Annotated in this window: 26 protein-coding genes; 9 read left to right on the top strand and 17 right to left on the bottom strand. The window is 40.7% G+C overall.

From position 1 onward, the window contains the following. Positions 1–19: 19 nt before the first annotated feature. Complete coding sequence (locus NG55_RS03455; protein ID WP_023270255.1) at positions 20–1,021, bottom strand: LLM class flavin-dependent oxidoreductase; 1,002 nt, start codon at positions 1,019–1,021, stop codon at positions 20–22. Positions 1,022–1,158: 137 nt separating this feature from the next. Beyond that, positions 1,159–1,671 carry a glycine zipper 2TM domain-containing protein gene (locus NG55_RS03450; RefSeq protein WP_005204696.1) on the bottom strand — a complete coding sequence of 171 codons (513 nt, stop codon included), beginning with the start codon at positions 1,669–1,671 and terminating at the stop codon, positions 1,159–1,161. 247 nt (positions 1,672–1,918) lie between these two features. Here NG55_RS03450 and NG55_RS03445 point away from each other — a divergent pair, with 247 nt between their 5' ends. Beyond that, on the top strand, positions 1,919–2,641 hold the full coding sequence (locus NG55_RS03445) for a pseudouridine synthase (RefSeq protein ID WP_065342341.1): 723 nt from the start codon (positions 1,919–1,921) through the stop codon (positions 2,639–2,641). Here the strand turns inward: NG55_RS03445 and NG55_RS03440 are convergent. From NG55_RS03440 to NG55_RS03425, 4 genes are all read right to left on the bottom strand, one after another. Continuing rightward, positions 2,633–3,076: a GNAT family N-acetyltransferase gene (locus NG55_RS03440; protein WP_004654380.1), complete on the bottom strand. Its 444-nt coding sequence runs from the start codon at positions 3,074–3,076 to the stop codon at positions 2,633–2,635. The two genes, NG55_RS03445 and NG55_RS03440, sit on opposite strands and share 9 nt — an antisense overlap. A gap of 98 nt (positions 3,077–3,174) precedes the next feature. Then, positions 3,175–3,483 (bottom strand): type II toxin-antitoxin system RelB/DinJ family antitoxin, encoded by a 309-nt coding sequence (locus tag NG55_RS03435; protein WP_016540979.1) that lies wholly within the window; start codon positions 3,481–3,483, stop codon positions 3,175–3,177. Between the two features lie 61 nt (positions 3,484–3,544). Then, positions 3,545–4,504, bottom strand: a complete 960-nt coding sequence (locus tag NG55_RS03430; RefSeq protein WP_065342340.1) for a pseudouridine synthase — start codon at positions 4,502–4,504, stop codon at positions 3,545–3,547. A gap of 18 nt (positions 4,505–4,522) precedes the next feature. Further along, positions 4,523–4,816: a hypothetical protein gene (locus tag NG55_RS03425; RefSeq protein WP_023270252.1), complete on the bottom strand. Its 294-nt coding sequence runs from the start codon at positions 4,814–4,816 to the stop codon at positions 4,523–4,525. A 120-nt stretch (positions 4,817–4,936) separates the two neighbouring features. On the opposite strand from NG55_RS03425, the gene tsaE reads away from it, so the two are divergent. The 5 genes from tsaE to NG55_RS03400 all read left to right on the top strand — a co-directional run bounded on the left by tsaE (position 4,937) and on the right by NG55_RS03400 (position 9,843). Continuing rightward, complete coding sequence (gene tsaE, locus NG55_RS03420; protein ID WP_023270251.1) at positions 4,937–5,413, top strand: tRNA (adenosine(37)-N6)-threonylcarbamoyltransferase complex ATPase subunit type 1 TsaE; 477 nt, start codon at positions 4,937–4,939, stop codon at positions 5,411–5,413. Next, on the top strand, positions 5,403–7,343 hold the full coding sequence (gene mutL, locus NG55_RS03415; RefSeq protein WP_065342339.1) for a DNA mismatch repair endonuclease MutL: 1,941 nt from the start codon (positions 5,403–5,405) through the stop codon (positions 7,341–7,343). Before tsaE ends, mutL begins: the two co-directional genes overlap by 11 nt. Positions 7,344–7,349: 6 nt before the next feature. Further along, positions 7,350–8,294 carry a tRNA (adenosine(37)-N6)-dimethylallyltransferase MiaA gene (gene miaA / locus NG55_RS03410; RefSeq protein WP_065342338.1) on the top strand — a complete coding sequence of 315 codons (945 nt, stop codon included), beginning with the start codon at positions 7,350–7,352 and terminating at the stop codon, positions 8,292–8,294. Positions 8,295–8,385: 91 nt separating this feature from the next. Continuing rightward, a complete protein-coding gene (gene hfq / locus NG55_RS03405; RefSeq protein ID WP_016540984.1) occupies positions 8,386–8,901 on the top strand; it encodes an RNA chaperone Hfq in 516 nt (171 codons plus the stop codon). Positions 8,902–8,982: 81 nt separating this feature from the next. Further along, positions 8,983–9,843, top strand: coding sequence for an EamA family transporter (locus NG55_RS03400; protein WP_065342337.1), 861 nt, complete (start codon positions 8,983–8,985; stop codon positions 9,841–9,843). A 40-nt stretch (positions 9,844–9,883) separates the two neighbouring features. On the opposite strand, the gene nfsB is transcribed toward NG55_RS03400, so the two are convergent. The 6 genes from nfsB to NG55_RS03370 form a co-directional block, all read right to left on the bottom strand. Then, positions 9,884–10,537: an oxygen-insensitive NAD(P)H nitroreductase gene (gene nfsB, locus NG55_RS03395; protein WP_065342336.1), complete on the bottom strand. Its 654-nt coding sequence runs from the start codon at positions 10,535–10,537 to the stop codon at positions 9,884–9,886. A gap of 168 nt (positions 10,538–10,705) precedes the next feature. Continuing rightward, positions 10,706–11,143: a hypothetical protein gene (locus NG55_RS03390; protein WP_228704149.1), complete on the bottom strand. Its 438-nt coding sequence runs from the start codon at positions 11,141–11,143 to the stop codon at positions 10,706–10,708. Beyond that, the gene (locus tag NG55_RS03385; RefSeq protein WP_016540988.1) at positions 11,130–11,414 is read right to left on the bottom strand and encodes a hypothetical protein; all 285 of its coding nucleotides are present in this window, start codon (positions 11,412–11,414) and stop codon (positions 11,130–11,132) included. The genes NG55_RS03390 and NG55_RS03385 overlap by 14 nt, the downstream gene beginning before the upstream one ends. 235 nt (positions 11,415–11,649) lie before the next feature. Then, on the bottom strand, positions 11,650–12,546 hold the full coding sequence (locus NG55_RS03380) for a S1 family peptidase (RefSeq protein WP_228704148.1): 897 nt from the start codon (positions 12,544–12,546) through the stop codon (positions 11,650–11,652). Between the two features lie 165 nt (positions 12,547–12,711). Then, positions 12,712–13,428 carry a UDP-2,3-diacylglucosamine diphosphatase gene (locus NG55_RS03375; RefSeq protein WP_065342335.1) on the bottom strand — a complete coding sequence of 239 codons (717 nt, stop codon included), beginning with the start codon at positions 13,426–13,428 and terminating at the stop codon, positions 12,712–12,714. A 21-nt stretch (positions 13,429–13,449) separates the two neighbouring features. Continuing rightward, the gene (locus NG55_RS03370; protein ID WP_004661403.1) at positions 13,450–13,959 is read right to left on the bottom strand and encodes a peptidylprolyl isomerase; all 510 of its coding nucleotides are present in this window, start codon (positions 13,957–13,959) and stop codon (positions 13,450–13,452) included. 167 nt (positions 13,960–14,126) lie between these two features. Here NG55_RS03370 and NG55_RS03365 point away from each other — a divergent pair, with 167 nt between their 5' ends. After that, entirely contained in the window at positions 14,127–15,854 is a 1,728-nt protein-coding gene (locus tag NG55_RS03365) for a glutamine--tRNA ligase/YqeY domain fusion protein (protein WP_016540991.1), read from the top strand. Between the two features lie 139 nt (positions 15,855–15,993). Here the strand turns inward: NG55_RS03365 and NG55_RS03360 are convergent, their stop codons facing one another. Beyond that, positions 15,994–16,902 carry an alpha/beta fold hydrolase gene (locus NG55_RS03360; RefSeq protein WP_065342334.1) on the bottom strand — a complete coding sequence of 303 codons (909 nt, stop codon included), beginning with the start codon at positions 16,900–16,902 and terminating at the stop codon, positions 15,994–15,996. A 90-nt stretch (positions 16,903–16,992) separates the two neighbouring features. Here NG55_RS03360 and NG55_RS03355 point away from each other — a divergent pair, with 90 nt between their 5' ends. Beyond that, the gene (locus NG55_RS03355; RefSeq protein WP_023270241.1) at positions 16,993–17,406 is read left to right on the top strand and encodes a MarR family winged helix-turn-helix transcriptional regulator; all 414 of its coding nucleotides are present in this window, start codon (positions 16,993–16,995) and stop codon (positions 17,404–17,406) included. Between the two features lie 12 nt (positions 17,407–17,418). Continuing rightward, positions 17,419–17,844 (top strand): hypothetical protein, encoded by a 426-nt coding sequence (locus tag NG55_RS03350; RefSeq protein ID WP_016164150.1) that lies wholly within the window; start codon positions 17,419–17,421, stop codon positions 17,842–17,844. Between the two features lie 87 nt (positions 17,845–17,931). On the opposite strand, the gene NG55_RS03345 is transcribed toward NG55_RS03350, so the two are convergent. The 4 genes from NG55_RS03345 to eat all read right to left on the bottom strand — a co-directional run bounded on the left by NG55_RS03345 (position 17,932) and on the right by eat (position 22,426). Further along, positions 17,932–18,642, bottom strand: coding sequence for a glutamine amidotransferase (locus NG55_RS03345; protein WP_065342333.1), 711 nt, complete (start codon positions 18,640–18,642; stop codon positions 17,932–17,934). A 116-nt stretch (positions 18,643–18,758) separates the two neighbouring features. Then, positions 18,759–19,571: an ethanolamine ammonia-lyase subunit EutC gene (eutC, locus tag NG55_RS03340; protein WP_065342332.1), complete on the bottom strand. Its 813-nt coding sequence runs from the start codon at positions 19,569–19,571 to the stop codon at positions 18,759–18,761. Positions 19,572–19,586: 15 nt separating this feature from the next. Beyond that, complete coding sequence (locus NG55_RS03335) at positions 19,587–20,972, bottom strand: ethanolamine ammonia-lyase subunit EutB (RefSeq protein WP_065342331.1); 1,386 nt, start codon at positions 20,970–20,972, stop codon at positions 19,587–19,589. A 23-nt stretch (positions 20,973–20,995) separates the two neighbouring features. Further along, positions 20,996–22,426, bottom strand: a complete 1,431-nt coding sequence (gene eat / locus NG55_RS03330; RefSeq protein WP_016540995.1) for an ethanolamine permease — start codon at positions 22,424–22,426, stop codon at positions 20,996–20,998. Between the last annotated feature and the right edge of the window lie 165 nt (positions 22,427–22,591).

The raw sequence follows: 22,591 nt of genomic DNA, 5'->3' as shown, positions 1-22,591 counted from the left end.
GTCGACTCTAGCTAAAATCTTAATTGTTCTTTATGTCCATCAATCGGCTAAAGTTTTGCAAGCGTTTTTCGGTATCGTAAATATCACAGGTAAAGATAAATTCATCGACATCATATTGCGCCGCGATTTTATTTAAACCCGATTTAACAGTTTCTTGAGAACCGATTTGTGCCATGGCATAAAAATTCTGAATTGCCAGTTGTTCAGCACTTGTTGCAAGACCTTGGGTCGAGTCAATCGGTGGTTTGAGTTTTAAGCTGTGACCACGGATCAGATTTAAAATACGTTGATAAGAACTGGTCGCTAAATATTGAGCTTCCTCATCCGTTGCAGCAACTACGGTTGGTACCCCCATAGAAACATAAGGTTTGTCCAGATATTCAGAAGCTTGAAAATTATCACGATAAAGTTCGATGGCTTGACCTAACATTCTTGGGGCAAAGTGTGAGGCAAAAGAATAAGGAAGTCCGAGCTTGGCTGCCAGTTGGGCGCTGAATAAACTTGAACCGAGTAACCAGACTGGTACATGGGTATTTTGGCCTGGTGTAGCGATAATTCTTTGATTCGGCTCAGGTGCTTTAAAATATTGTAAAATTTCCATCACATCTTGAGGAAATTGGTCTTCAGTTTCCTGACGGCCACGACGCAGGGCACGCATTGTCATTTGATCCGTACCAGGAGCACGACCTAGACCGAGTTCAAAACGATTTGGATATAATGTCGCTAGCGTCCCAAATTGTTCCGCAACCACCAATGGTGCATGGTTTGGCAGCATAATACCGCCTGAGCCCAGACGAATATGTTGGGTATTTGCAGCAATAAAGCCTAATAAGACTGCTGTCGCTGAGCTGGCAATTCCATCCATATTATGATGTTCAGCTAGCCAAAAACGTTCATAACCTAGTTTTTCTGCGTGCTGTGCTAACTCAAGTGCATGACGCAGTGAAAACTCGATACTTTTATCATCCCGAACAGGTGCAAGTTCCAGAATAGAGAACTTTATATCTTGTAGTGATTTCATCATTAATTCTCAAAACCATATATCGAAATAATACGATATAAGTTGGGCTTTGTATATCGTTTTTGATCGATATATTTTATTGTCTGAAATAAAAAAAGCGCCCGAGGGCGCTAAAAGGGTTAAACGTTTTGATCTGATTAACGGTGTTTGTACCAACCACGATGGCGACCATTGTCATGGCGGTAGCTTTCACGCGAATTATAATAACGACGGTCATCATAAGAACGGCGGTTGTCATAACGGCGGTCGTAACGACGATCATCATAACGGCGATCCGCATCGCGGTCTTGACCTACCTTTTGACCTAAGGCAGCACCACCAGCAGCACCGAGTGCAGCACCAATATAGCCACCATTGCTTCCACCCATATTACGGCCAACGGTATAACCGCCCACGCCACCTAAACCACCACCAATAGCAGCTTCAGTGCGATCACGTCGATTACTTGAAGCAGCTGCGCCACCCGCACCGCCAATGGCTGACCCAATCATGGCACCAGTATCACCACCGAGTTGTTTACCTAGGGCAGTACCCACTACACTACCTAGGGCTGAGGTTGCTGCAACACGTGTAGTATTGTCGGCATGTGCAACAGTCATCATTGAAGACGCTGCTAAGATAACGCTACATAACCACATATTCGATTTCATGGTGAAACTCCTTATCCATTCTTTTGGACAATATTCTTTTTGCTTGCGACAAATGTAACAAGACTTTTAAGCGAAAATATGGAGTGCAATATCTGGATTGAGAGAGTTTGACGATGGTTTTGTATGGGTTGTATTACAAGTGAAGAGATTGTGAATAAATTATAAAAATAAAGAATGAATGCGTAGTAGCCAACGATGAACGTGGGAATCGGGTACAATAGCCGTAGTTTAGAATTAGGGCGTATGTATGCTGCTGGAAAAAATTTTGCAATCACAAGGTTTTGGTTCACGTAAGTATTGCCAGCAGTTAATAAAAAATGGTTCTGTTCAGATCGATAATCAGATCTGCGACAATCCCAAGCAGAATATTGCCACGGATCAACTTCGCTTTCAGGTATTCGGCGAAGAATATCAATATCGAGAGCATGTCTACATTGTTTTAAATAAACCTCAGGGTTATGAATGTTCGCATCAGGCCACGCATCATAAGAGTGTCTTTAGCCTTTTCCCTGAAATTTTGCTTCATCGTGGTATTCAATGTGTCGGTCGTCTGGATCAGGACACGACGGGTTTATTGTTACTGACTGACGATGGTCAATATCTACAAGCATTGACTCATCCACGTAAACATGTGCCGAAAGTCTATCATGTCACCACTGCTGATCCTGTCACAGCTGAGCAGAAGATTGGATTAGAGCAGGGCGTTGAACTTCGAAATGAAAAAGGGGTGTATGCTGCAACAGATGTCCAGCTTTTCTCAAACCATCAATTGGCGATGACCATTCATCAGGGGGTCTATCACCAAGTCAAAAGAATGTTGGCTGCGGTAGGTAATAAGGTTGAAACTTTACACCGTCATCAAGTGGGTTTACTTGAGTTGCCTGAATTAAAACAAGGTGAATGGATGTATCTTACGCCTTCGCAAAAAAAGTTAAGCCAAAATATTGCGCTTGAGCAGCCGTCACTTTAAAAAACAATGAAAGGTTTTGAACTCACTGTCTTGGATAAAGCCCATTTGTTCATAAAGACGGTGAGATTGATAATTGTTCTTTTGCGTTTCAAGACTGATGCGTTGTGCATTTTCATGGCGTGCAAACAAAATAGCTGTATCAATCAATTGTTTTGCGGAGCCTTGTTTGCGGTAAGATGGCGTGACATAAACATCATCGAGGATGTAATAAGTTTCACAAGCCACTGAAGAAAAAGCCAGATAGAGCAAGACAAAGCCTGTAAATACGTCATCTTTAACATGAATAAAAATAACACTGTCTTTGTTGTCAAAGCGATGTTTTAAAAATTGATACGATTGTTCAATATTTGATGATGCACCGTAGAACTGACGGTATTCGTCAAACAAGACAGCAAGTTGATGAAGATCTTCCTTTGTTGCTCGCTTAACAATCATTCCTGTCCATCCTTACACTTATAATTTTATTAGGACTGTCAGGATAGCGAAAAAAATTCAGCTTAAAAAATAAAAACTTGTTTATAAATGCAACATTGTTAAGTTTTGTCACTCTCACCAAGCAGTGCATTCAACTCTTCAAATAAATCTTCATGATCATCTTCAATCTCGGTTAGAGATGGATTTTCAGCATTGGCTGCGGCTTTAGATTTACGCAGTTTAAGCAACTGTTCCATGTTGATGTTCTGGTTTTCAATCGCAAAAGGAATTGACTTGGTCAGCACCACTTGTTTGAAGAAAAGGCGAACAGCTTGAGCAGGGGAGATCCCTAGCTGTTTAAATACAGCAAAAGCTTGCTTCTTTTCCTGTGAATCGAGGCGAACCTGATAAACTTCTGTTTTTCGCATGAAGAAAGTAACCACATATTTTTAGTTATCGTCATGTATTTTAAACCATTGCAATGTAATTTCAATATTTTTGAAGTGAAAAAATAGAATTTTTGTCATTACGTTGTGGTGGCAATGCAAGTTCAAAGTGAGAGCTAAAGCGCATTTCCTGTTTTAAAATTGGGTCAAAAAATTGAATTTCTTTGGCCAGTAATTGTAAAGGTTGGCTAAAATCATCTTCTGCTTTATGTTGAATATTTGGGTAAAAAGAATCATTAAGTATTGGAATATTCAGATAATTTAAATGAACACGCAATTGATGTTGTTTGCCTGTTTTAGGGCTGAGTTTATATTTGGCATAGCATTGATCATGCATCAATAATTCAAGCAAAGTTTCAGTATTAGCTGGTTTTTTTGGATCAATTTGCATGGTGTAAAAAGGCTGACTTTTTTCTAAATGGAGCTGCAAAATTTGCGGAAAATGCAGTTCAGAGCGATAAGCTGCGATTGCATGGTAGGTTTTTTGCACTTTTCTGTCGGCAAAAAGTTGTTGATAGATGCCTCTTGAGCTTGCCTTTTTACAGAATAGAACCACACCTGCAGTTTCACGATCAAGTCGATGAATGGGGGTAAGGTCGACGTAGCCTGTTTGTTTTTTTAGTCTGACCAAAAGGGTTTCTTGCACATATTGACCTGTCGGACTCATGGTTAAAAAGTGCGGTTTGTCGACGACAAGTAGATCATCATTTTCAAATAAAATTTCATGCTGAAATGGCACATGAATTTCGTGAGCAAGGAAACGATAGTAGAAAATATGCGTATTGGGGGTATAGGGGCTGTCAAATTTGAGTTTGGTCCCATCTGCTGCATAAATTAGCTCATCTGCAAAACGCTGTTGCCATTCGCTCGCTAGAATATGGGGGAAGTGTTGGCAGAGATAATCAAAAATGGTATGTACCGAAACATCATGAGGTAAAAAGACTTTACTGGCGCTGACACCATTGATGAGCGGGGGATGGAAGAGAATTGTAGAATCAATCATATTTAGTAAATAGCAGCTTTATGAAGATTGCAGAACTGGGTAGATATCATGTTTACTCTTTATCTCGTTATAGCATTGAGTGCATACAACAGTCATTTTATTAAAATTATGAAACTTATCTGTCATACCATTTTCTTGAGTAAAAACATATTCACATGCTAAACACCATCCTTGCAGATTTGTTGGGTTTGAAACATTTTCAATAAAGCCTAGAGGTTGATTATTGTTATTACGAATCAAATGTCCACATACAACTGCAGCGTAATTTTGACCATGACATTCACACTCTATATATAAAGATTCGGAAGACATTTCTATCCTTTAAAATTGAAATAGTAATTGGATTAAAAAGTAGCAACTTCTTTCTATGGATTAGGCTTTAAAGCAGGGCAATGTTATCATAGCTGCCATTCCAATTTTGTTTTATTTGCCATGTCATCTTCAGTGAAATTTACTCTAAATCATGAACAAGACACTCAACATTTTGCACAAATACTGTCTCAGCATGTGCACTCAGGCATTATTTATTTAATTGGTGATTTGGGTGCAGGAAAAACCACATTTACCCGTTATTTTCTACAAAATTTAGGGCACCAGGGTTCGGTCAAAAGTCCAACTTATACCTTGGTTGAACCTTATACCATTCAAGGTAAAGAGATCTTTCATTTTGACCTGTATCGTTTGAATGATCCCTATGAGTTAGAGTTAATGGGTATCCGTGATTATTTAGATACACCTGATGCTTTATTTTTATTTGAATGGCCATCGAAAGGTGGTGATGAAATTCCAAAACCAGATATTGTGATTGATATTCAAAAATCGGAAGATGAATTGACTCGATTCGTGACTTTGACCACGGCGTCTGATGCTTTATCTCAAACTTTGCAGGAACAATTGAATGGCGCATGATTCAACTCGTCGTATTCATACCCTAGATGCTGCCTTAGCCAACCAGATTGCTGCGGGTGAGGTGATTGAACGTCCCTCATCAGTAGTCAAAGAATTATTAGAAAACTCGATTGATGCTGGTGCAACTGAACTGATTATTCGAGTGGCACAAGGCGGCTCGACCCTGATTGAAATCATTGATAATGGTAATGGTATTCACGCTGAGGATTTACCTTTGGCTGTGATGCGTCATGCCACCAGTAAAATTCAAACTGCAGATGATTTACATGCCATTGTTAGTTTAGGATTCCGTGGTGAGGCATTAGCATCAATCGCAGCTGTATCACGCTTAACTTTGACCAGTAGCCAAGATGAGCAGGGTGTAGGATATCAGGTTGAAGTGAATGGTACGGCATTCGATCATCAACAGATCCAAGCAGTGGCTGCTCAAAAAGGCACGCATATTCGTGTCCAAGATCTTTTTTTTAATGTACCAGCGCGTCGTAAATTCTTAAAAAAACCAAGCACTGAATTTAATCATATTGAAGAAATTGTGCGCCGTTTGGCATTGACGCATTTTGATATTCGCTTTGTACTGGAACATAACGATAATATTCGTTTAAATCTGCCTGTGGCGGATAGCGGTGAGTTACGTTATCAACGTGTTCAGCAATTATTGGGTCAACAGTTTATTCAAAATGCCTACTGGATTGATGCTGAAAGTATCAATATGCGTTTGTCGGGCTGGTTGGGACATCCTTCTGATGCACGTGCGCAAGCTGACATGCAATATGTCTATGTGAATGGTCGTATTGTCAAAGATAAAACCATTTCACACGCTTTACGTATGGCCTATGAAGGGATTTTGCATGGTCATCAACATTCATCTTATTTATTGTTTTTAGAAGTTGATCCTGAAAATATTGATGTGAATGTACATCCGACCAAGCATGAAATTCGTTTTTTAAATCAGCGTGAAGTACATGAATTTGTACGTCACTATGCTAAAGCAACTTTGTCTCAATTTCAGACCGCCAGTGCAGATTTAGCACAGGCAATGAAAACAGATGAGGGTGCAACAGAACACTTTAATTATCAGCCTCAACCTAAATACCAAGAACAATTTAATTTGCATCGAGCAGTCGCTGAGCCTGAGCGACAAGCCAATCAGCAGGTTGCTGTTTCGACAGATTTATTGACTGAGTTTAATCAAAGCCGTCCACAAGCAGTGCAGTATAATTCAACACCACAAGAACCACGTTATAACAGCTCTGCACAGTTAAATAATGCACTCAAAAGCTATTTAGCGCCTTTACGTGAAGAAACAGAAGATGGAAATGATCAAGGACCATCACGTGTGGATGAGTTTCCTTTAGGAATCGCAATCGCACAACTGCATGGCATCTATATTTTGGCGCAAAATACTGAAGGCCTGATTATTGTGGACATGCATGCAGCACATGAACGTATTTTGTTGCAGCAGATGAAGTCGGCATGGGATAAACCTGAATTCTGGACCTCACAGCAACTATTGATTCCTAAAGTTGTTTCGATTACGCGAATGCAAGCGACTCGCGTTGAAGATTTACAACCACAATTGCAGCGTTTAGGTCTGGAAATTGATCAGTATGGCGATGAGCAGGTGATTGTGCGTGGTGTACCTGCGATTTTGCATAAAGCTGATTTCGGAAATTTAGTTCCTGAATTGTTAAATGATCTTGATCCGAATGACGAGGCGCGAGGTTTATTGCAAAAACGTGATGAGCTACTTGCGGGTATGGCGTGTCATGGTGCTGTACGTGCACATCGCCAGTTAAGCCTATCTGAAATGAATGCTTTATTGCGTCAAATGGAACAAACCGAATTTGCCAGTCAATGTAATCATGGTCGTCCGACTTGGCGCGCATTTCCACTTCATCAATTAGATAAATTATTTGCTCGAGGAGAGTAGTTTTACATGTCAAATCAATTGCCCGTCATCAATTTAATGGGGCCTACCGCAAGTGGTAAAACTGCATTGGCATGTGAACTCTATGAGCGTGGTAATTTCGAGCTGATTTCGGTAGATTCGGCTTTAGTGTATAAAGATATGGATATTGGCACAGCAAAGCCAACCAAAGTAGAGCAACAACAATATCCGCATCATTTGATTGATATTATTACGCCTTTAGAGGTTTATTCAGCAGCACAATTTGTTGAAGATGTCTGCCCATTGGTCGATGATATGCATGCACGCGGTAAAACCCCGATTTTAGTCGGTGGCACAATGCTATATTTTAAAGCACTGTTAGAAGGGCTAGCGAATAATTTGCCAAATGCTGACCAAGCAATCCGTGATGCAATTGTTGCTAAGGCTGATCATGAAGGCTGGCAAGCGGTTTATGATGAGTTAGTAGCTGTTGATCCTGTTGCAGGGCAAAAATTTAAAGTCTCAGATAAACAACGGATTATTCGAGCATTGGAAGTCTATCGAATTACAGGCGAGCCGATAACAAAACTACAAGCTGAACAGCCCAAAAATCAACCATATCGTTACATATTTCATAACTACGCATTGATGCCAGATCGTTTAGAATTACATCAACGCATTGAGCAAAGATTAAGCAAAATGTGGAACATTGGTTTTTTAAATGAAGTAGAGGAATTGATTAAAAAATACGATTTAAATGATAATTTACCGTCCATGCGGTCCGTCGGTTATCGTCAAGCTTTGGATTTTTTACTAAAAAGTGACCTAAGTCTCAAAAATAAAGTAGAAATGGAGAACAAAGCCCTTTTTGCGACGAGGCAATTAGCCAAACGTCAATACACTTGGTTACGTTCTTTGCAAGAATTACACGATTTTAAAACTTACGTGACGATAAAGCAGGCGAAAGAAGACTTGCGAAACTTCTTTGGATAAAGCAAAATTCGCAGGCTGTCTTTTTATAATTTTTAGTTGAAAAATAAAGATAGTTTTTTTGCGCTGATTTAAAAATTTTTTGGAGTTAAAAATGTCTAAAGGTCAAACTTTACAAGATCCGTTCTTAAATTCTCTCCGTAAAGAACGTATTCCAGTTTCTATTTTCCTTGTAAACGGTATCAAATTGCAGGGTCATATTGAGTCATTTGACCAATATGTTGTTTTGTTGAAAAACACTGTAAGTCAAATGGTTTATAAACACGCGATTTCTACAGTTGTTCCTGCGCGTAACCCACGTCCAGCTGGTGCTCAAGGTACTGCTGGTGGCTTCCCTGCACAAGGTGCGACTGGTGGCTTCGGTGGTCAAGGCGCTGCTGGTGGCTTCGGTGGTCAAGGTGGCGGCTTCGGTGGTCAAGGCGGCTTCGGCGGTCAAGGCGGCGGCTTCGGTGGTCAAGGTGGCTTTGGTGGTCAAGGTGGCTTCGGTGGTCAAGGCGGCGGCTTCGGCGGTCAAGGTGGCTTCGGTGGTCAAGGTGGCTTCGGTCATCAAGGTGGCTTCGACGGCGAAACTAAATTTGAAGATGGTCAAGAAGACGAAAACAATCGTTAATTGATCGATGATCTTTAATAAAATGCCAGTCTTAGAATAGACTGGCATTTTTTTGTCTATGAGAAAGCTAGAATAAATACTATGGAAATGATTGTAGCCGCGGCATGTTGTAGTGTATTGGTTTCGATTTTACTGAAATACCTAAAAGCAAAGGGATTCGATGTTTTTCAAATGATTGCGTGGAATTATTTAAGCGCAAGTCTCTTATGTTTTTATTGGTTTAAAACTGATATTACACATATCTCTTTAAATAATACCCCATGGTGGTTAATTCTCACTTTAGCCGTGTTATTGCCCAGTATATTTTTATGCTTAGCAAAGTCTTTGCAATTTGCTGGGATTCTGAAAACGGAGATTGCTCAGCGCTTAGCCGTGATACTTTCGTTATTAGCAGCCTATTTTATTTTTGGCGAGCAGTTTAGCCAATTAAAATTAATTGGAGTGGGGCTAGGAATCATCGCGATTTTAGCGATTATCATCGGTCAAGCCACGGAACAGGCAAGTAAAGGCGTGAATTTAAAATCAGCCTTGTTTTTGTTTAGTGTCTGGGCGGGTTATGCTGCGATTGATGTATTGCTAAAATATAGTAGTAGCTTAGGTTTACAGTTTGCGGTCACGCTGAATTTAACGTTTATTGCAGCCTTCATTCTATCCATTGCTTATATCGCAATTACTCAGCCGAACTGGCAGCCTAAAAACATTTTTACCGGTTTGTTTTTAGGTGTGCTGAATTTTGCCAATATCGCCTTATATGTAAAAGCCCACATGCTATTTAAAGAAACTCCTGCGATTGTTTTTGCGGGCATGAATATTCTTGTCGTGGTATTGGGGGTACTCAGTGGCGTGGTACTATTTAAAGAACGGTTAAAGGCCTATACCTGGATTGGATTGATCAGTGGGATGGTCGCAGTTCTGTGTTTGGCCAAAGCAATGATGAAATAAAATAAGGGAGTAAGCAGCGTTACTCCCTGAGAATAAATCATTAGAGACGGGTAAAAACAACCTCATCTGGGAGTCGTGATTTAGGTAGTTTGGCATTGAAGTCCGTTTCGCTGCGATAACCTAAAGCAACAACCACAGAGGCTTTTAGCCCTTTTTCGGTTAATCCAAACTCTTGATCAATCAGTGTTCGGTCAAATCCTTCCATTGGGGTGGCATCAATGCCTTCTAAACCTGCTGCAAACAACAGTTGTCCGAGTGCAAGGTAAGTCTGGTTTTCCATCCATGCAGGAAGATTTTTAAGTTCATTACGATAAAACTCAACATAACCAGAACGGGTATCTCGCTGGCCTTGTTTTGCTGCTTCATCTTTAAAGCGACCACTGAGATCATCTTGCTGTAAGAGTTGCTCTAGGTACTCAGCAGAAATATCAGTACGGGTACAAAATACGAGCGTATGTGAAGAGTTGAGAACTTTGGCAGCGTTATAGATGTAATTGCCTGTCAATGCTGATGCGATACGCTGCTTTGCTTGATCAGATTCAGCAACCAAGAAGTGCCAAGGTTGAATATTTACCGAAGAAGGGCTGAAACGTAAAATTTCGAGTAGTTTTTCAAACTGCGCTTGAGGAATTTTTTTCTCTGCATCATAAGCTTTTGTGGCGTAACGTGTTTTTGCTGTAGCTAAAGTATCCATCCGTCATTTACTCGATTTTAAAATTTAAGGCTGTACTAGATTAGCATAATGCAAATCTAGTACAGCCTTAAATTTTTATGAAACAAAGCTACTTATATTGAATAACTTGGCAGGAACATGATCTTGACATCATGTCCTGCCATTGTTATTTACCCTATGTTTATAAATTTATTGTCCATAGATCCAAACGATTTCTTTTTTATTTAAACAATCATAATAAGGAATGTTTAAAGTAGAGATTGCATTATCTACTGAAGTTACATGTCCTATTGCCATGATTTTTTGGCCAATTTCAAGTTCGATATTCCCATCTGAAATAATATTATTTTTTACTTTAAAACTATTTGGAAAAATAATAGGGATATCTCTCTGTCCAGTGGAAATATAGATACACTTATTTATATCCTTCTGAAGTACACCCAAAATAAAAGTGAGTCGGGACCCTTTGCCCATTTTCTGGTATGTCATTAAGTTGATTTCATTCTGTGAAATATTTTCTACCTGAGGTATAGGTGTGCTTGCAGATTTCGATTTAGTGGTACAGCCACTAAATACAAAACAAGAAAGCCCTATTATGAATAGTTGGGGTAATTTATTGTGTAACAATGGCAGTACCTATAGAATTTAAATAATCGAGACTTGTATAGATCGCTATAGTCACTGGTGTAGAAGAGTTATTTTGTGTTTGCCATGCACAGCTATGCATGATTCCATACCCAGTGGTTAATGCAAACCAAGGACCGCCGCTGTCTCCAGGATAGCAACGTAAAGAACCTTGTCCAGTTGTATGATCATGCCCTGCATTCCCATTGGTATTTTTTACAACAACAAATGTATTGCCATTACCATCTGCATTCGAGCTATTTATACTATCCACCTCACCACAACTTTGTGTAAGTGTACTTACAAGTTCACCTGTTTTGCCCAAATGGCAAATATATGCACCATTAACTGTACCATTATCATATGGAGTTCCTGTACGAGTTTTTGTCGCTGTTAACTTTCGAAAATTGACACTTGAATCTGCATAAAATTCGGCTTTAGCGGCTTGGGCTGTAGATGTTCCTGCTGGAAGAAATCCAAGGTCGGCAACACTGTCATCACGCCATCCACTAGTAATGGGCTGATTCGCAGGTAGGGTGTTTATTGAATATGTCGTCCCATCTTTTATCAGTATATTGATAATTAGAGTAGTTTTTATCATTTGCACAATGACCAGCTGTAATTATGCCCAACTTATTATCAGAAAGGCGTTTACCTATAAAGCCACTAAAACAAACAGGAATATTCGAGCTTTTTAAAGGTGACCCTCCTCGAGTAGCCACTCTTCCCCCAAAAGGAACAACACTAATCTCAACAGGAACAGCTAAAAGATCTTCTGCTATTTGTTTTGCATTGCCTTTATCAGATTTAACATAGACTTTAGCATGTCCTGTTTTCTCATCGTCATAGACTAATTGTAGTTCTGGGAGTGATTTTTTTAGCTGCTCTCGTTTAGATTCAATATTCTTTAAACGTTGTTCTTTTGTTTTATAATTTTGTTGACTGAAATTAATAGGAGCAGACAATGGTTGTGAATATTGTGTAGCCACTGTTCTGATGTCTGCATCGCTAATATTAAATTGTTTTCTTAAATTAGAATTGCCTTTACTAGATATAATGCTTTGGACTGCTTGTGAAGTCTTAGGTTTAACCGTTAATGACGTTGGTAAATTTTTAGCATAATTCGCGACATTCACTTTTAAAGCAAAGTCATTTTTACTGTTGTCAAAATACATTCCTTGTAGATCACCTTTTACATTGTTTCTAATATTGGAAATATCAGAAGATGTCCCATGCATAATCAATAATCTTCGTATGGCCTCATCATAAGGTACATCATATGAAGCTGCATAGAATTTTGCATCAATTGCTAAAGCTTCTGCCTCATTTATGAGATTTGAGTCATCTGCGAAAGCAGAGTTGGTCGAAATAATTAACAAAGTGAGAAAAGACATTCTTTTTAGCATCGAAAATTCATCCTGAATTGTGTAGTATAAATTCAATATAGGTGAATATTGTTAAGTTATGCTAAATAAAATGAAACTAAAAATTGCAGCTATGTGATATGGATAGTAAATTCTATTTAAATAAATTTATATTAATTTATTGATTTTACTTACATTTCTTGTGTATTAATAATGCCACTGTTTAAAATCTAATTGATAATTTTCTTGTGGGTTGAGTTCTAAAATCCAAGCTGAATCTGCTCGCCAGTCCCCCAAAACAATACGTTGTTTATTCAGGACATGATGAATCTCTGGACGATGGGTATGACCGTGAATTAAATAATCAACGCGTTCAATCACGGATTCGACTGCTTGAGCATTGACATCCATAATGTCATAGCTTTTCAGCTGTTTGGTTTCGCTACTTTTTTTCCGGAAACCATTGGCCAGTTTTTGTCTAAAGCTGAGTGGCAAGCTTTTCAGAAAGCCGAGTAGTAGAGGGTTTCGAATCACTTTACGAAAACGTTGATAAGCAACATCATCGGTACAGAGCGCATCTCCATGTTCCAGTCGGAACGTATGTTGCTGAATATTTAAGGTATAAACGTCAGGCAGTAAGATGCCATCGAATTGTTTTAAGAATTTTTGACCTAAGGCAAAATCACGATTACCCACTTGGAAATAAACTTGGTTATTCGCTGCGGTGAATTTTTGCAAAGCGCTGACAATTTCATCTAACCATGGGGCGGTGTAATCATCCCCAATCCAAGCGTTAAACCAATCACCCAAAATATAGAGCTGCGTGTTTTTATCCTGATATTGTTTCAATAAAGCTAAAAACCCTCGAACGAGTCGAGGGTGATCAGGTGACAAGTGTAGATCTGAAATAAACAGATAAGTCACAAAGAATCCTGTTGGATAAAATTATTCAGAGATAATTTTAGCAGATTCAATAACAACGTTCTCTAAAGGAACGTCTGCGTGATAACCACGGTTACCTGTACGTACGCCTTTGATCGCTTCTACGATATCAAGACCTTCAACAACTTTACCAAATACTGCATAACCCCAGCCTTGTGCTGTTTTACCAGTGTGGTTTAAGAAAGAGTTGTTTTTAACATTGATAAAGAATTGAGCAGATGCAGAGTGCGGAGCTTGAGTACGCGCCATTGCAATTGTGCCTTCATCGTTGCTTAAGCCGTTGTCAGCTTCGTTTTCGATTGAATCACGGGTTGCTTTTTCTTTGAAGTTTTCGTCCATGCCACCGCCTTGGATCATAAAACCATCAATCACGCGGTGGAAAATTACGCCGTCATAGAAACCGTCACGTACATATTCTAAGAAATTTGCAACCGTTTTTGGTGCTTTTTCAGCGTTAAGCTCAAGAACAATACGACCTTTGTTGGTGTTTAATTCGACTTGAGGAAAACTCATTACATTAATCTCCTAAACATGGGCAAATTGACCATGGGTTTTTGGTTGAGAGAAGCATAAGCAAACTGTAAACTACAAGGCAAGTAAAAAACGTTAAAATCTTTCATAAATAGCAAAGATTGCGTTTTTATTTCCCATTTTTAACTGTAAGAAGTGATTTACACCCTATGAAGCCAAATGATGTTGTTTCTGAACTGCCAAAGACCCCGACGCCGAATACCCATGCCTCTGTCGATGCCGCGCAGCAAGAACAACAGGCAGGCTTAGACTTTGTTCGTCAAGTGATTACCGATGATCTTAAAGAAGGTCGTACCCAAAAAGTAGTGACACGTTTCCCGCCTGAGCCAAATGGTTATCTACATATTGGTCACGTGAAAGCGATTTGTTTGAACTTTGGTATCGCTGAAGAGTTCGAAGGTTTATGTAATTTACGCTTCGATGACACGAATCCAGATGCCGAAGAGCAAGAATACGTTGATGGTATTGCCAATGATGTGAAATGGTTGGGCTTTAACTGGAATGGTGAGCCTCGTTATGCATCAGGTTATTTCGATCAACTTTATACATGGGCTGTTCAATTGATTGAACAAGGGGATGCTTATGTTGATTTGCAAACCCCAGAAGAAATCAAGCTGAACCGTGGTAATTTCGTTGAGCCAGGTAAAAACTCGCCGTATCGCGATGCAACCGTTGCAGAGAACCTTGCGCGTTTTGAACAAATGCGTAATGGTGAAATTCAAGAGGGTGGTGCTGTCCTCCGTGCCAAAATTGATATGGCTAGCCCGAACGTGCATATGCGTGATCCGATTCTTTATCGTGTATTGCATTCAGAGCATCACCAAACCGGTGATAAATGGAAAATGTACCCAATGTATGACTATGCTCATCCATTGTCGGATGCGATTGAAGGTATTACTCACTCATTGTGTACTTTAGAATTCCAAGACCATCGTCCATTCTATGACTGGATTGTAGAGAAAGTGCATTCGCAAGCCGTACCGCGTCAGTATGAATCTTCACGTTTAAATATTGACTATACAATTACTTCTAAACGTAAATTGCGTAAATTGGTTGAAGGCAATTATGTACAGGGCTGGGATGATCCACGCATGCCAACGGTTGTGGGAATGCGTCGTCGTGGTTTTACCGCTGAAGGTCTGCGTGATTTCTGTAAGCGTGTTGGTGTTTCTAAAACGGATGGTATTGTCGATGTGGCAATGCTTGAGTTCTGTATTCGTCAGTCATTGGAAAATACCGCCGCACGTGGCATGGCAGTACTCAATCCATTGAAAGTAACCTTGACCAATTTACCTGAAGAATTGGATCTCACTCATGCACGTCATCCAAACGTGGATATGGGCGAACGTATTATTCCGTTAACGCGTGAACTTTATATTGATCGTAAAGATTTTGAAGAAGTACCACCAAAAGGTTTCAAACGTTTGATTCCTGAGGGTGAAGTGCGTTTACGCCATGCTTATGTGATCAAGTGCGATGAAGTGATTAAAGATGCGAATGGTGAAGTGGTTGAGTTGAAGTGTTCAATCGACCCTGAAACTTTAGGTAAAAACCCTGAAGGGCGTAAAGTGAAAGGTGTGGTTCATTGGGTCTCTGCGAGCAAAGGTGTACCTGCGGAAGTTCGTATTTACGATCGTTTGTTTAACGAAGCAGCACCAGATGCAGATGATGATTTCTTGGTACATTTAAATCCAGAATCGCTGCAAGTGGTACAAGCGGTGATTGAGCCTGCTTTAGCCCAAGCAAAACCTGAAGATCGTTTCCAGTTTGAACGTGAAGGTTATTTTGTTGCGGATCAATATGATCATCAAACGGATAAGCCGGTGTTTAACCGTATTTTGGATCTGAAAGATAGCTTTAAAGCTGACAAGAAATAAGTTTTGAATTTATTGTCTTGATCTTAATAAAGCCGATTTGTTTTCAAATCGGCTTTTTATTTCTGCTGCTAATGGGTTTTTTAAGCATTTTATTTTAAATCGGTGTATCGCATTGTGCGATTGTTGGTCGGTCGGTTTGTTACTGATCTTGGTGATGCCTTGCTTGTTGGATGTGGGCAGCAATCGCATCGATGATGAATTGATAGAGATCAGTTGGCAAATCATGTCCCATACCCTCAATTTTTAACAGCTTTGCGCCAGAAATAGACTTTGCGCTATCTTGGCCGCATGCAATCGGGATTAATAAATCCTCTGTGCCATGAATCACCAGTGTCGGGGCAATGATGCAGGCGAGGTATGAGCGAATATCACCGGTTGCTGCAATTGCAGCAATTTGCCTTTTTAGTCCATCTGGATCGTAATTGCGGTCATATTCCTCCGAAATAAGTTTTAAATATGCATTTTCGTCAAAACTAAATCGAGGGCTCGAGATATATTTTGCAAAATGCAGTTTATGCAGAAAAAAATCAGTTTTATTCAAATGTGGATCTGGACTGGGGCAGGTGAGCAGCGCCATAACATCAGCTTGGGCACTTGGAAGCGCTGGGTTTCCTGTACTCGACATAATGGATATCAAGCTCTTGACTCTTTTAGGGTAAGTACTTGCCATCAGTTGGGCAATCATCCCACCCATAGAGCGTCCAATAATGTGGACTTGATCAATTGCTAAAGCATCAAGTAATCCCACTGTATCTTCAACCATATCGTGAAGCGTATAAGCAATCTTAATGTTCTCGCCATTTTGGCTAGCATGGATCAGATCATTCAATTCTGGAGCGGGTTGATCATGCAAATGTGTTGACAAACCAACATCTCGATTATCAAATCGAATGACTCGAAAGCCTCTTTGAGCAAGCATTTGACAGAATAAATCACGCCAATGAATCATCTGAGTACCTAATCCTGAAATTAATAGAATGGTATTTTCATGCTCAGCGCCAAAGATATCGTAGTGGAGATAGAGATTGTTTGTAGAGACCTCATTCATGCTTCATCTCAAAAAAGTAAGATACAATGCTTGCAATATACTTGAGTTGTCAAGTATATTGCAAGCATTGTGTCGGTATTGAAATTAGTTATGAATAAGCTTGAATTATTACTGGATCAACACCTTGTTGGTTCTTTATTGAGTAAAAAACTTGATCTGGCGCTTAGCGTACACGGAATTAATCTGACGGAATTCATTCTGATGTATCACCTTGGTCTGGTGCCTGAGGTGGGATTAAATCGAATCTCATTGGCCCATAAAGTTGCACTAACAGCTTCTGGTGTCACCAGAGTGTTACAACCTATGGAAAAAACTGGACTGATCGTAAAGACGGTTCATCCACGCGATGCGAGACAAAGCTTTGTTGTACTGAGTGTAAGTGGTCAAGAACTTCTTAGCAATGCGATCACGACGGTCGAGCATACGGTTGATTCTATCTTTGCATTATTCAATCAAGAGGAAATCAAGACGCTACAGCTTTTGTTAAATAAATTAAAAGTTTAAAGGGGAGGCAAAATGAAAGACGCGTATATTTTTCCAACACAAGAGGATGGAATTCGTTTATTTAAGCGACATCTTCAAGGGGAGGTCGTCATGTTGAACTTGCTTCGATTGAAGCAAGTGGCGGATTATTCAGATTGTCCAGATTTAGCACCAGCAACCCCAATTACAGGGCGAGAGGCTTTTCAGCGCTATATCGACCATACACGTCCATTTCTACAGCAAACGGGTGGCGATATTTTACTGCTTGCCAATGCAGGTGAATTTTTTATCGGCCCCTCTGATGAGTATTGGGACATTGTGATGTTGGTAAAACAAACATCCATTGATAGTTTTATGTCGTTTGCACAGAACCCAGAGTGCATGAAGGGAAATGGACATCGTATTGCAGCAATTCAGGATTCTCGATTACTGCCAATGCAGACAACAACACAGCTTTAACATTGGTGCAACAGACTTTATGGATGAACCATCAAAAAGCCCAGCGATTTAATGTTGGGCTTTATTACAGTTCTAAAATAGCAAGCTTTAAACATTCAGATGGTCTAAGAATGTTTGAATGACCAATCGGCACTGCTGTTCCAACTGTGCTGCATAAGCTTGATTATCTTGACGCAATTGAGGAATGGATAAGCCTGCATGGCGTATTTCACAGGTATGCCCGATCAGCCATTTCTCAAAACTTTGCCCAACCACCTCAAGATGAAATTGCAGTGCCAAAATATTGTTGCCAATAGAAAAAGCTTGGTTTGGATAAATTGCAGAACTTGCTAATAAAGTTGCATTTGGAGGCAAATCAAAGGTATCGCCATGCCAATGCAGGACTTCGACATTTTCCAGTGCAGTTAAAGGATTATGTTCAACTACTTTAATGTCCAACTGACTCCAACCGATTTCTTTTTGGTGTCCTGCATAGACTTTTGCACCCAATGCATGCGCAATCAGTTGTGCACCTAAGCAAATCCCAATCGTTGGTTTATTGGCTTTTAAACGTTGTTTTAAACCTGCAATTTCATCTACTAAAAATGGATAGTCCTCGGTTTCATAGACGCCGATTGGACCGCCAAGAATTACGGTTAAGCCTTCATAATTAAGTGCAGGACTCAGATCATCGACACCCGCTTCGAAATAACGGACACGGAAACCGAATTGATAAAAAATATCTTCTAATGAGCCTAGGTCTTCAAAAGCAAGATGTTGAATGGCATAAACAGTTTTGAGATGAGCGGCGAGGGTCATAACCGAGTACCAATTGGATAAAAATTATGTTGTATCTTAAATCATTTTTAAGACAGATGTCTTGATGTTGTACGCTGTGGGCGGCGCTTAAAAATAGTATTGCCCACATCGCCATTTTAAAAAAGCAGTTTAGGTTGATGATTGTCTTCTAGAGTTGGAATAACATGTTCATCCTTCAAGTCAACGCCAGAAAGCCCCAGTCGTTTGGAGTTATGCATTAAAGCCAATAAGCGTTGAGTAGCAATCGGAATACTTAATCCTGCGGGACGAATATTGGAAATACAGTTGCGTTGTGAATCCAGACAGCCACTGAATGCATCCAAGGTGTAATAGAGCCCCATGCTATCAGGCGAACTGAGACCGGGACGCTCACCAATCAGCATAATCAGCATACCTGCCTGAAAAATTTCAGCGACTTCATCACCTAAAGCAACACGACTGCCTGTGGCAATCACAACGGGTGCTAAAGACCATTGTTGTTCTGCAAAAGGCTGGATTAGTGCCTGTATAAAAGGCAGTGCATTTTCTTCAATGGCGCGGGCAGATAAACCATCACCAATCACGATGCAGACATCATAACTCTGCTGAAGTTGTTGCATCTGCTGAAGTTGTTGCATCGAATCGGTTGAAAGTAAACGTCCTAAATCAGGTCGTTTTAAATACAGCTCTTTATGTTCTGCCTGACTTTGCACATGGATGGGATTGAGCCCCAATTGCTGTAATTGCTCAGTCAGCAATTCAACATTTAAGCACTGAAAAACCGCATCTTTGGCCTGAGCATGGCTGAGTTGGAAATCCAGTAAAGCGCGGGTTGGGATACTGCAACCTGCACGTCCAATGGCAATACGGGCATCGGTAAACTGTTTTAGGGTTTCCCACGGGTCTTGATGCGCCTGTGCAGGAAATTGAATGTCTTTGGAAAGTTTCATTTGATTCTCCTCAATTCAATGCATCAATAACTTGGAGAATTGAGCAGGCATCTGTTCTGCCCAATGAATATGCTGTTGTTGCTGTTTTAAAATACCTTGCTGTTCTAACCAAGATGCAAACTCAGGTGCAGGCTGTAGCCCAAGCAGTTGTCTGAGGTATAGTGCATCATGGAAGGAAGTGGTTTGATAATTCAGCATCACATCGTCTGAACCCGGAATGCCCATAATAAAATTAATTCCCGCCGTACCAAATAGGGTCAGCAGCACATCCATATCGTTTTGGTCGGCATCAGCATGATTGGTATAGCAAATATCACAGCCCATCGGCAGACCGAGCAGTTTGCCGCAGAAATGATCTTCCAGACCCGCACGGATAATTTGTTTGCCGTCATACAGATATTCAGGGCCAATAAAACCAACTACGGTATTGACCAATAAAGGATTGTATTTACGCGCCACGGCATAGGCACGCGCTTCAATGGTTTGTTGATCTACGCCGTGGTGTGCATTGCTGGACAGGGCACTGCCTTGGCCTGTTTCAAAGTACATCACATTGTTGCCGAGCGTACCGCGGTTTAAAGCCAACGTCGCTTCATAACCTTCTTGTAGCATGGCAAGAGAAATACCAAAACCCTCATTGGCTTTCTGTGTACCTGCGATGGATTGAAACATCAGGTCAATTGGAACATTTTTTTCTGCCAGTTGAATGCCTGAACTGATATGGGTCAGAACACAAGACTGGGTCGGAATTTGATATTCCTGAATGACGTGATCGATCAGTTTTAACAGTTCAGATAAATTATGCAGATTATCGGTTGCAGGATTAATCCCGATCACCGCATCACCATTGCCATACATTAAACCATCCAAAATACTGGCGGAAATGCCCAGTACATCATCGGTAGGATGGTTGGGTTGCAGTCGGGTGGATAAATGTCCCTTCAAGCCAATAGTATTACGGAACTTGGTCACCACTTCACATTTGCTTGCAACATAAATCAAGTCTTGATTGCGCATAATTTTACTGACAGCTGCAACCATTTCAGGTGTGAGACCTGCTGCAAGTTGTTGCAGTTTGTCTGTAGTTGCATCTTCACTTAGTAACCAGTTGCGGAAATCACCCACTGTAAAATGTGCAATCGGTGCAAACAGATCAGCACGATGTTCATCAATAATCAGACGGGTAATTTCATCGCTTTCGTAGTCCACCACGGTTTCATTTAAAAAGTTTTTTAAAGGCACATCTGCCAGCGTAATTTGTGCAGCAACACGTTCAGTTGCATCCTGTGCCGCAACGCCTGCTAGTTGATCGCCAGAACGTAAAGGGGTGGCTTTTGCCAGCAAGGTTTTAAGATCAGCAAACTGATAGTGTTGTTGGGCGACGATTTGACGGTAACGCATGCGCTTCTCCTTAATCTTCCTGATTATTGCTTTTCATCTGCGGTGATCTGGGCAAACTCTTCTTCTGGCGTTCCTTGAATGAGTTGATGGCGGCTATAAAAGATAAAATAGGCAATAAAGACCATATAAATGCCTGCTGCAATACACCACACTTTAGGATTGACCAGAAAACCTGCGACAACTGCGATGGCAGCTAAAATTAAGGCAATGCTCGAGGTTACGATACCACCAGGTGTTTTATAGGGGCGGTGCATTAAGGGCCGAGATACGCGGAGCTTAATATGTGACAGCATCATCAAGACATAAGAAATGGTCGCACCGAAGACTGCAATTAAAATCAGTAAATCTCCTTCTTTAGTTAAGGACAAGAAGAATCCAATAATGCCAGGAATAATGATGGCTAAATAAGGGGCATGATTTTTATTGGTCAATGACAGCGATGTAGGTAAATAGCCGGCACGGGAGAGGGCGAAAATTTGGCGTGAATAAGCATAGATAATCGAAAAGAAACTGGCGATGAGTCCAGCAAGGCCGACAAAATTGACAAAGTTTGCCAACCATGTGCCTTGACCATAGACTTTGACGAGCGCATCGACTAATGGTGCACTGGAGTGTTGCAAGGTACTGGCACCGGCTGCACCTGCGCCCAAAAATAAAATCAGTAGGGCAAATGCGGTTAAAATTAACATCGCACCAATCAGTCCGCGTGGCAGTGATTTGGCCGGATCTTTAGCTTCTTCTGCGGCTAAGGGCACACCTTCAACAGCCAAGAAAAACCAAATTGCATAGGGAACAGCTGCCCAAATGCCTAAATAGCCATAGGGTAAAAAGCTGCTTGCGCCAAATTGTTGCCCCGCAGGAATATCAAACAAATTCTGCGAATTAAAATGAGGCAGCATCGCAGCAATAAAAACAGCCAGTGCAATTGCCGCAACCAATGTGATGGCAAACATAATTTTGAGGGCTTCACCAGCACCTTTGAGATGAATACCCATAAAAATGAGATAACAGGCTAAATAAACTTGCCAGCCGCCAATGCCAAATAACGATTCACAATAGGCACCAATAAAGACCGCAATCGCTGCAGGTGCAATCGCGTATTCAATCAGAATTGCGGTACCTGTTAAATAACCACCGAGTGGGCCAAATGCGATACGCGCAAAACTATAACCGCCACCCGCTGTTGGCAGCATGGTCGCCATTTCAGACATGGCAAGGCATAGGCACAGATACATCACGGCAACAACTGCGGTGGCAACAAACATGCCACCCCAACCGCCTTGTGCAATACCAAAATTCCAGCCAGCGAAATCACCTGAAATGACATAGGCGACCCCTAAACCGATCAGTAATAACCAGCCCACGGCACCTTGCTTGAGTTTTCTTTGGGCAAAATAGTCTTCGGAAGATGTTGTTGATGCTGAAAGTGCAGAAATAGGGTCTTGATTGTTCATACAAAGCTCCGTGTATGGGTCTCATCAGCAAGATGCAAAAGCAATGCCGATGTTGCACACCTTGTGCCAAAATTTAATTTTTATTCGCTTGGATCATCCAGTTTTGTGGGGGAAAGAGCGTGTTTATTGAGCAATGAACATCAGGTTGTCGAATACCGTATAAGC

Source organism: Acinetobacter gyllenbergii, from assembly GCF_001682515.1.
In the GTDB taxonomy this organism is placed as follows: domain Bacteria; phylum Pseudomonadota; class Gammaproteobacteria; order Pseudomonadales; family Moraxellaceae; genus Acinetobacter; species Acinetobacter gyllenbergii.
This window is presented reverse-complemented; position numbering and strand designations above follow the sequence as displayed.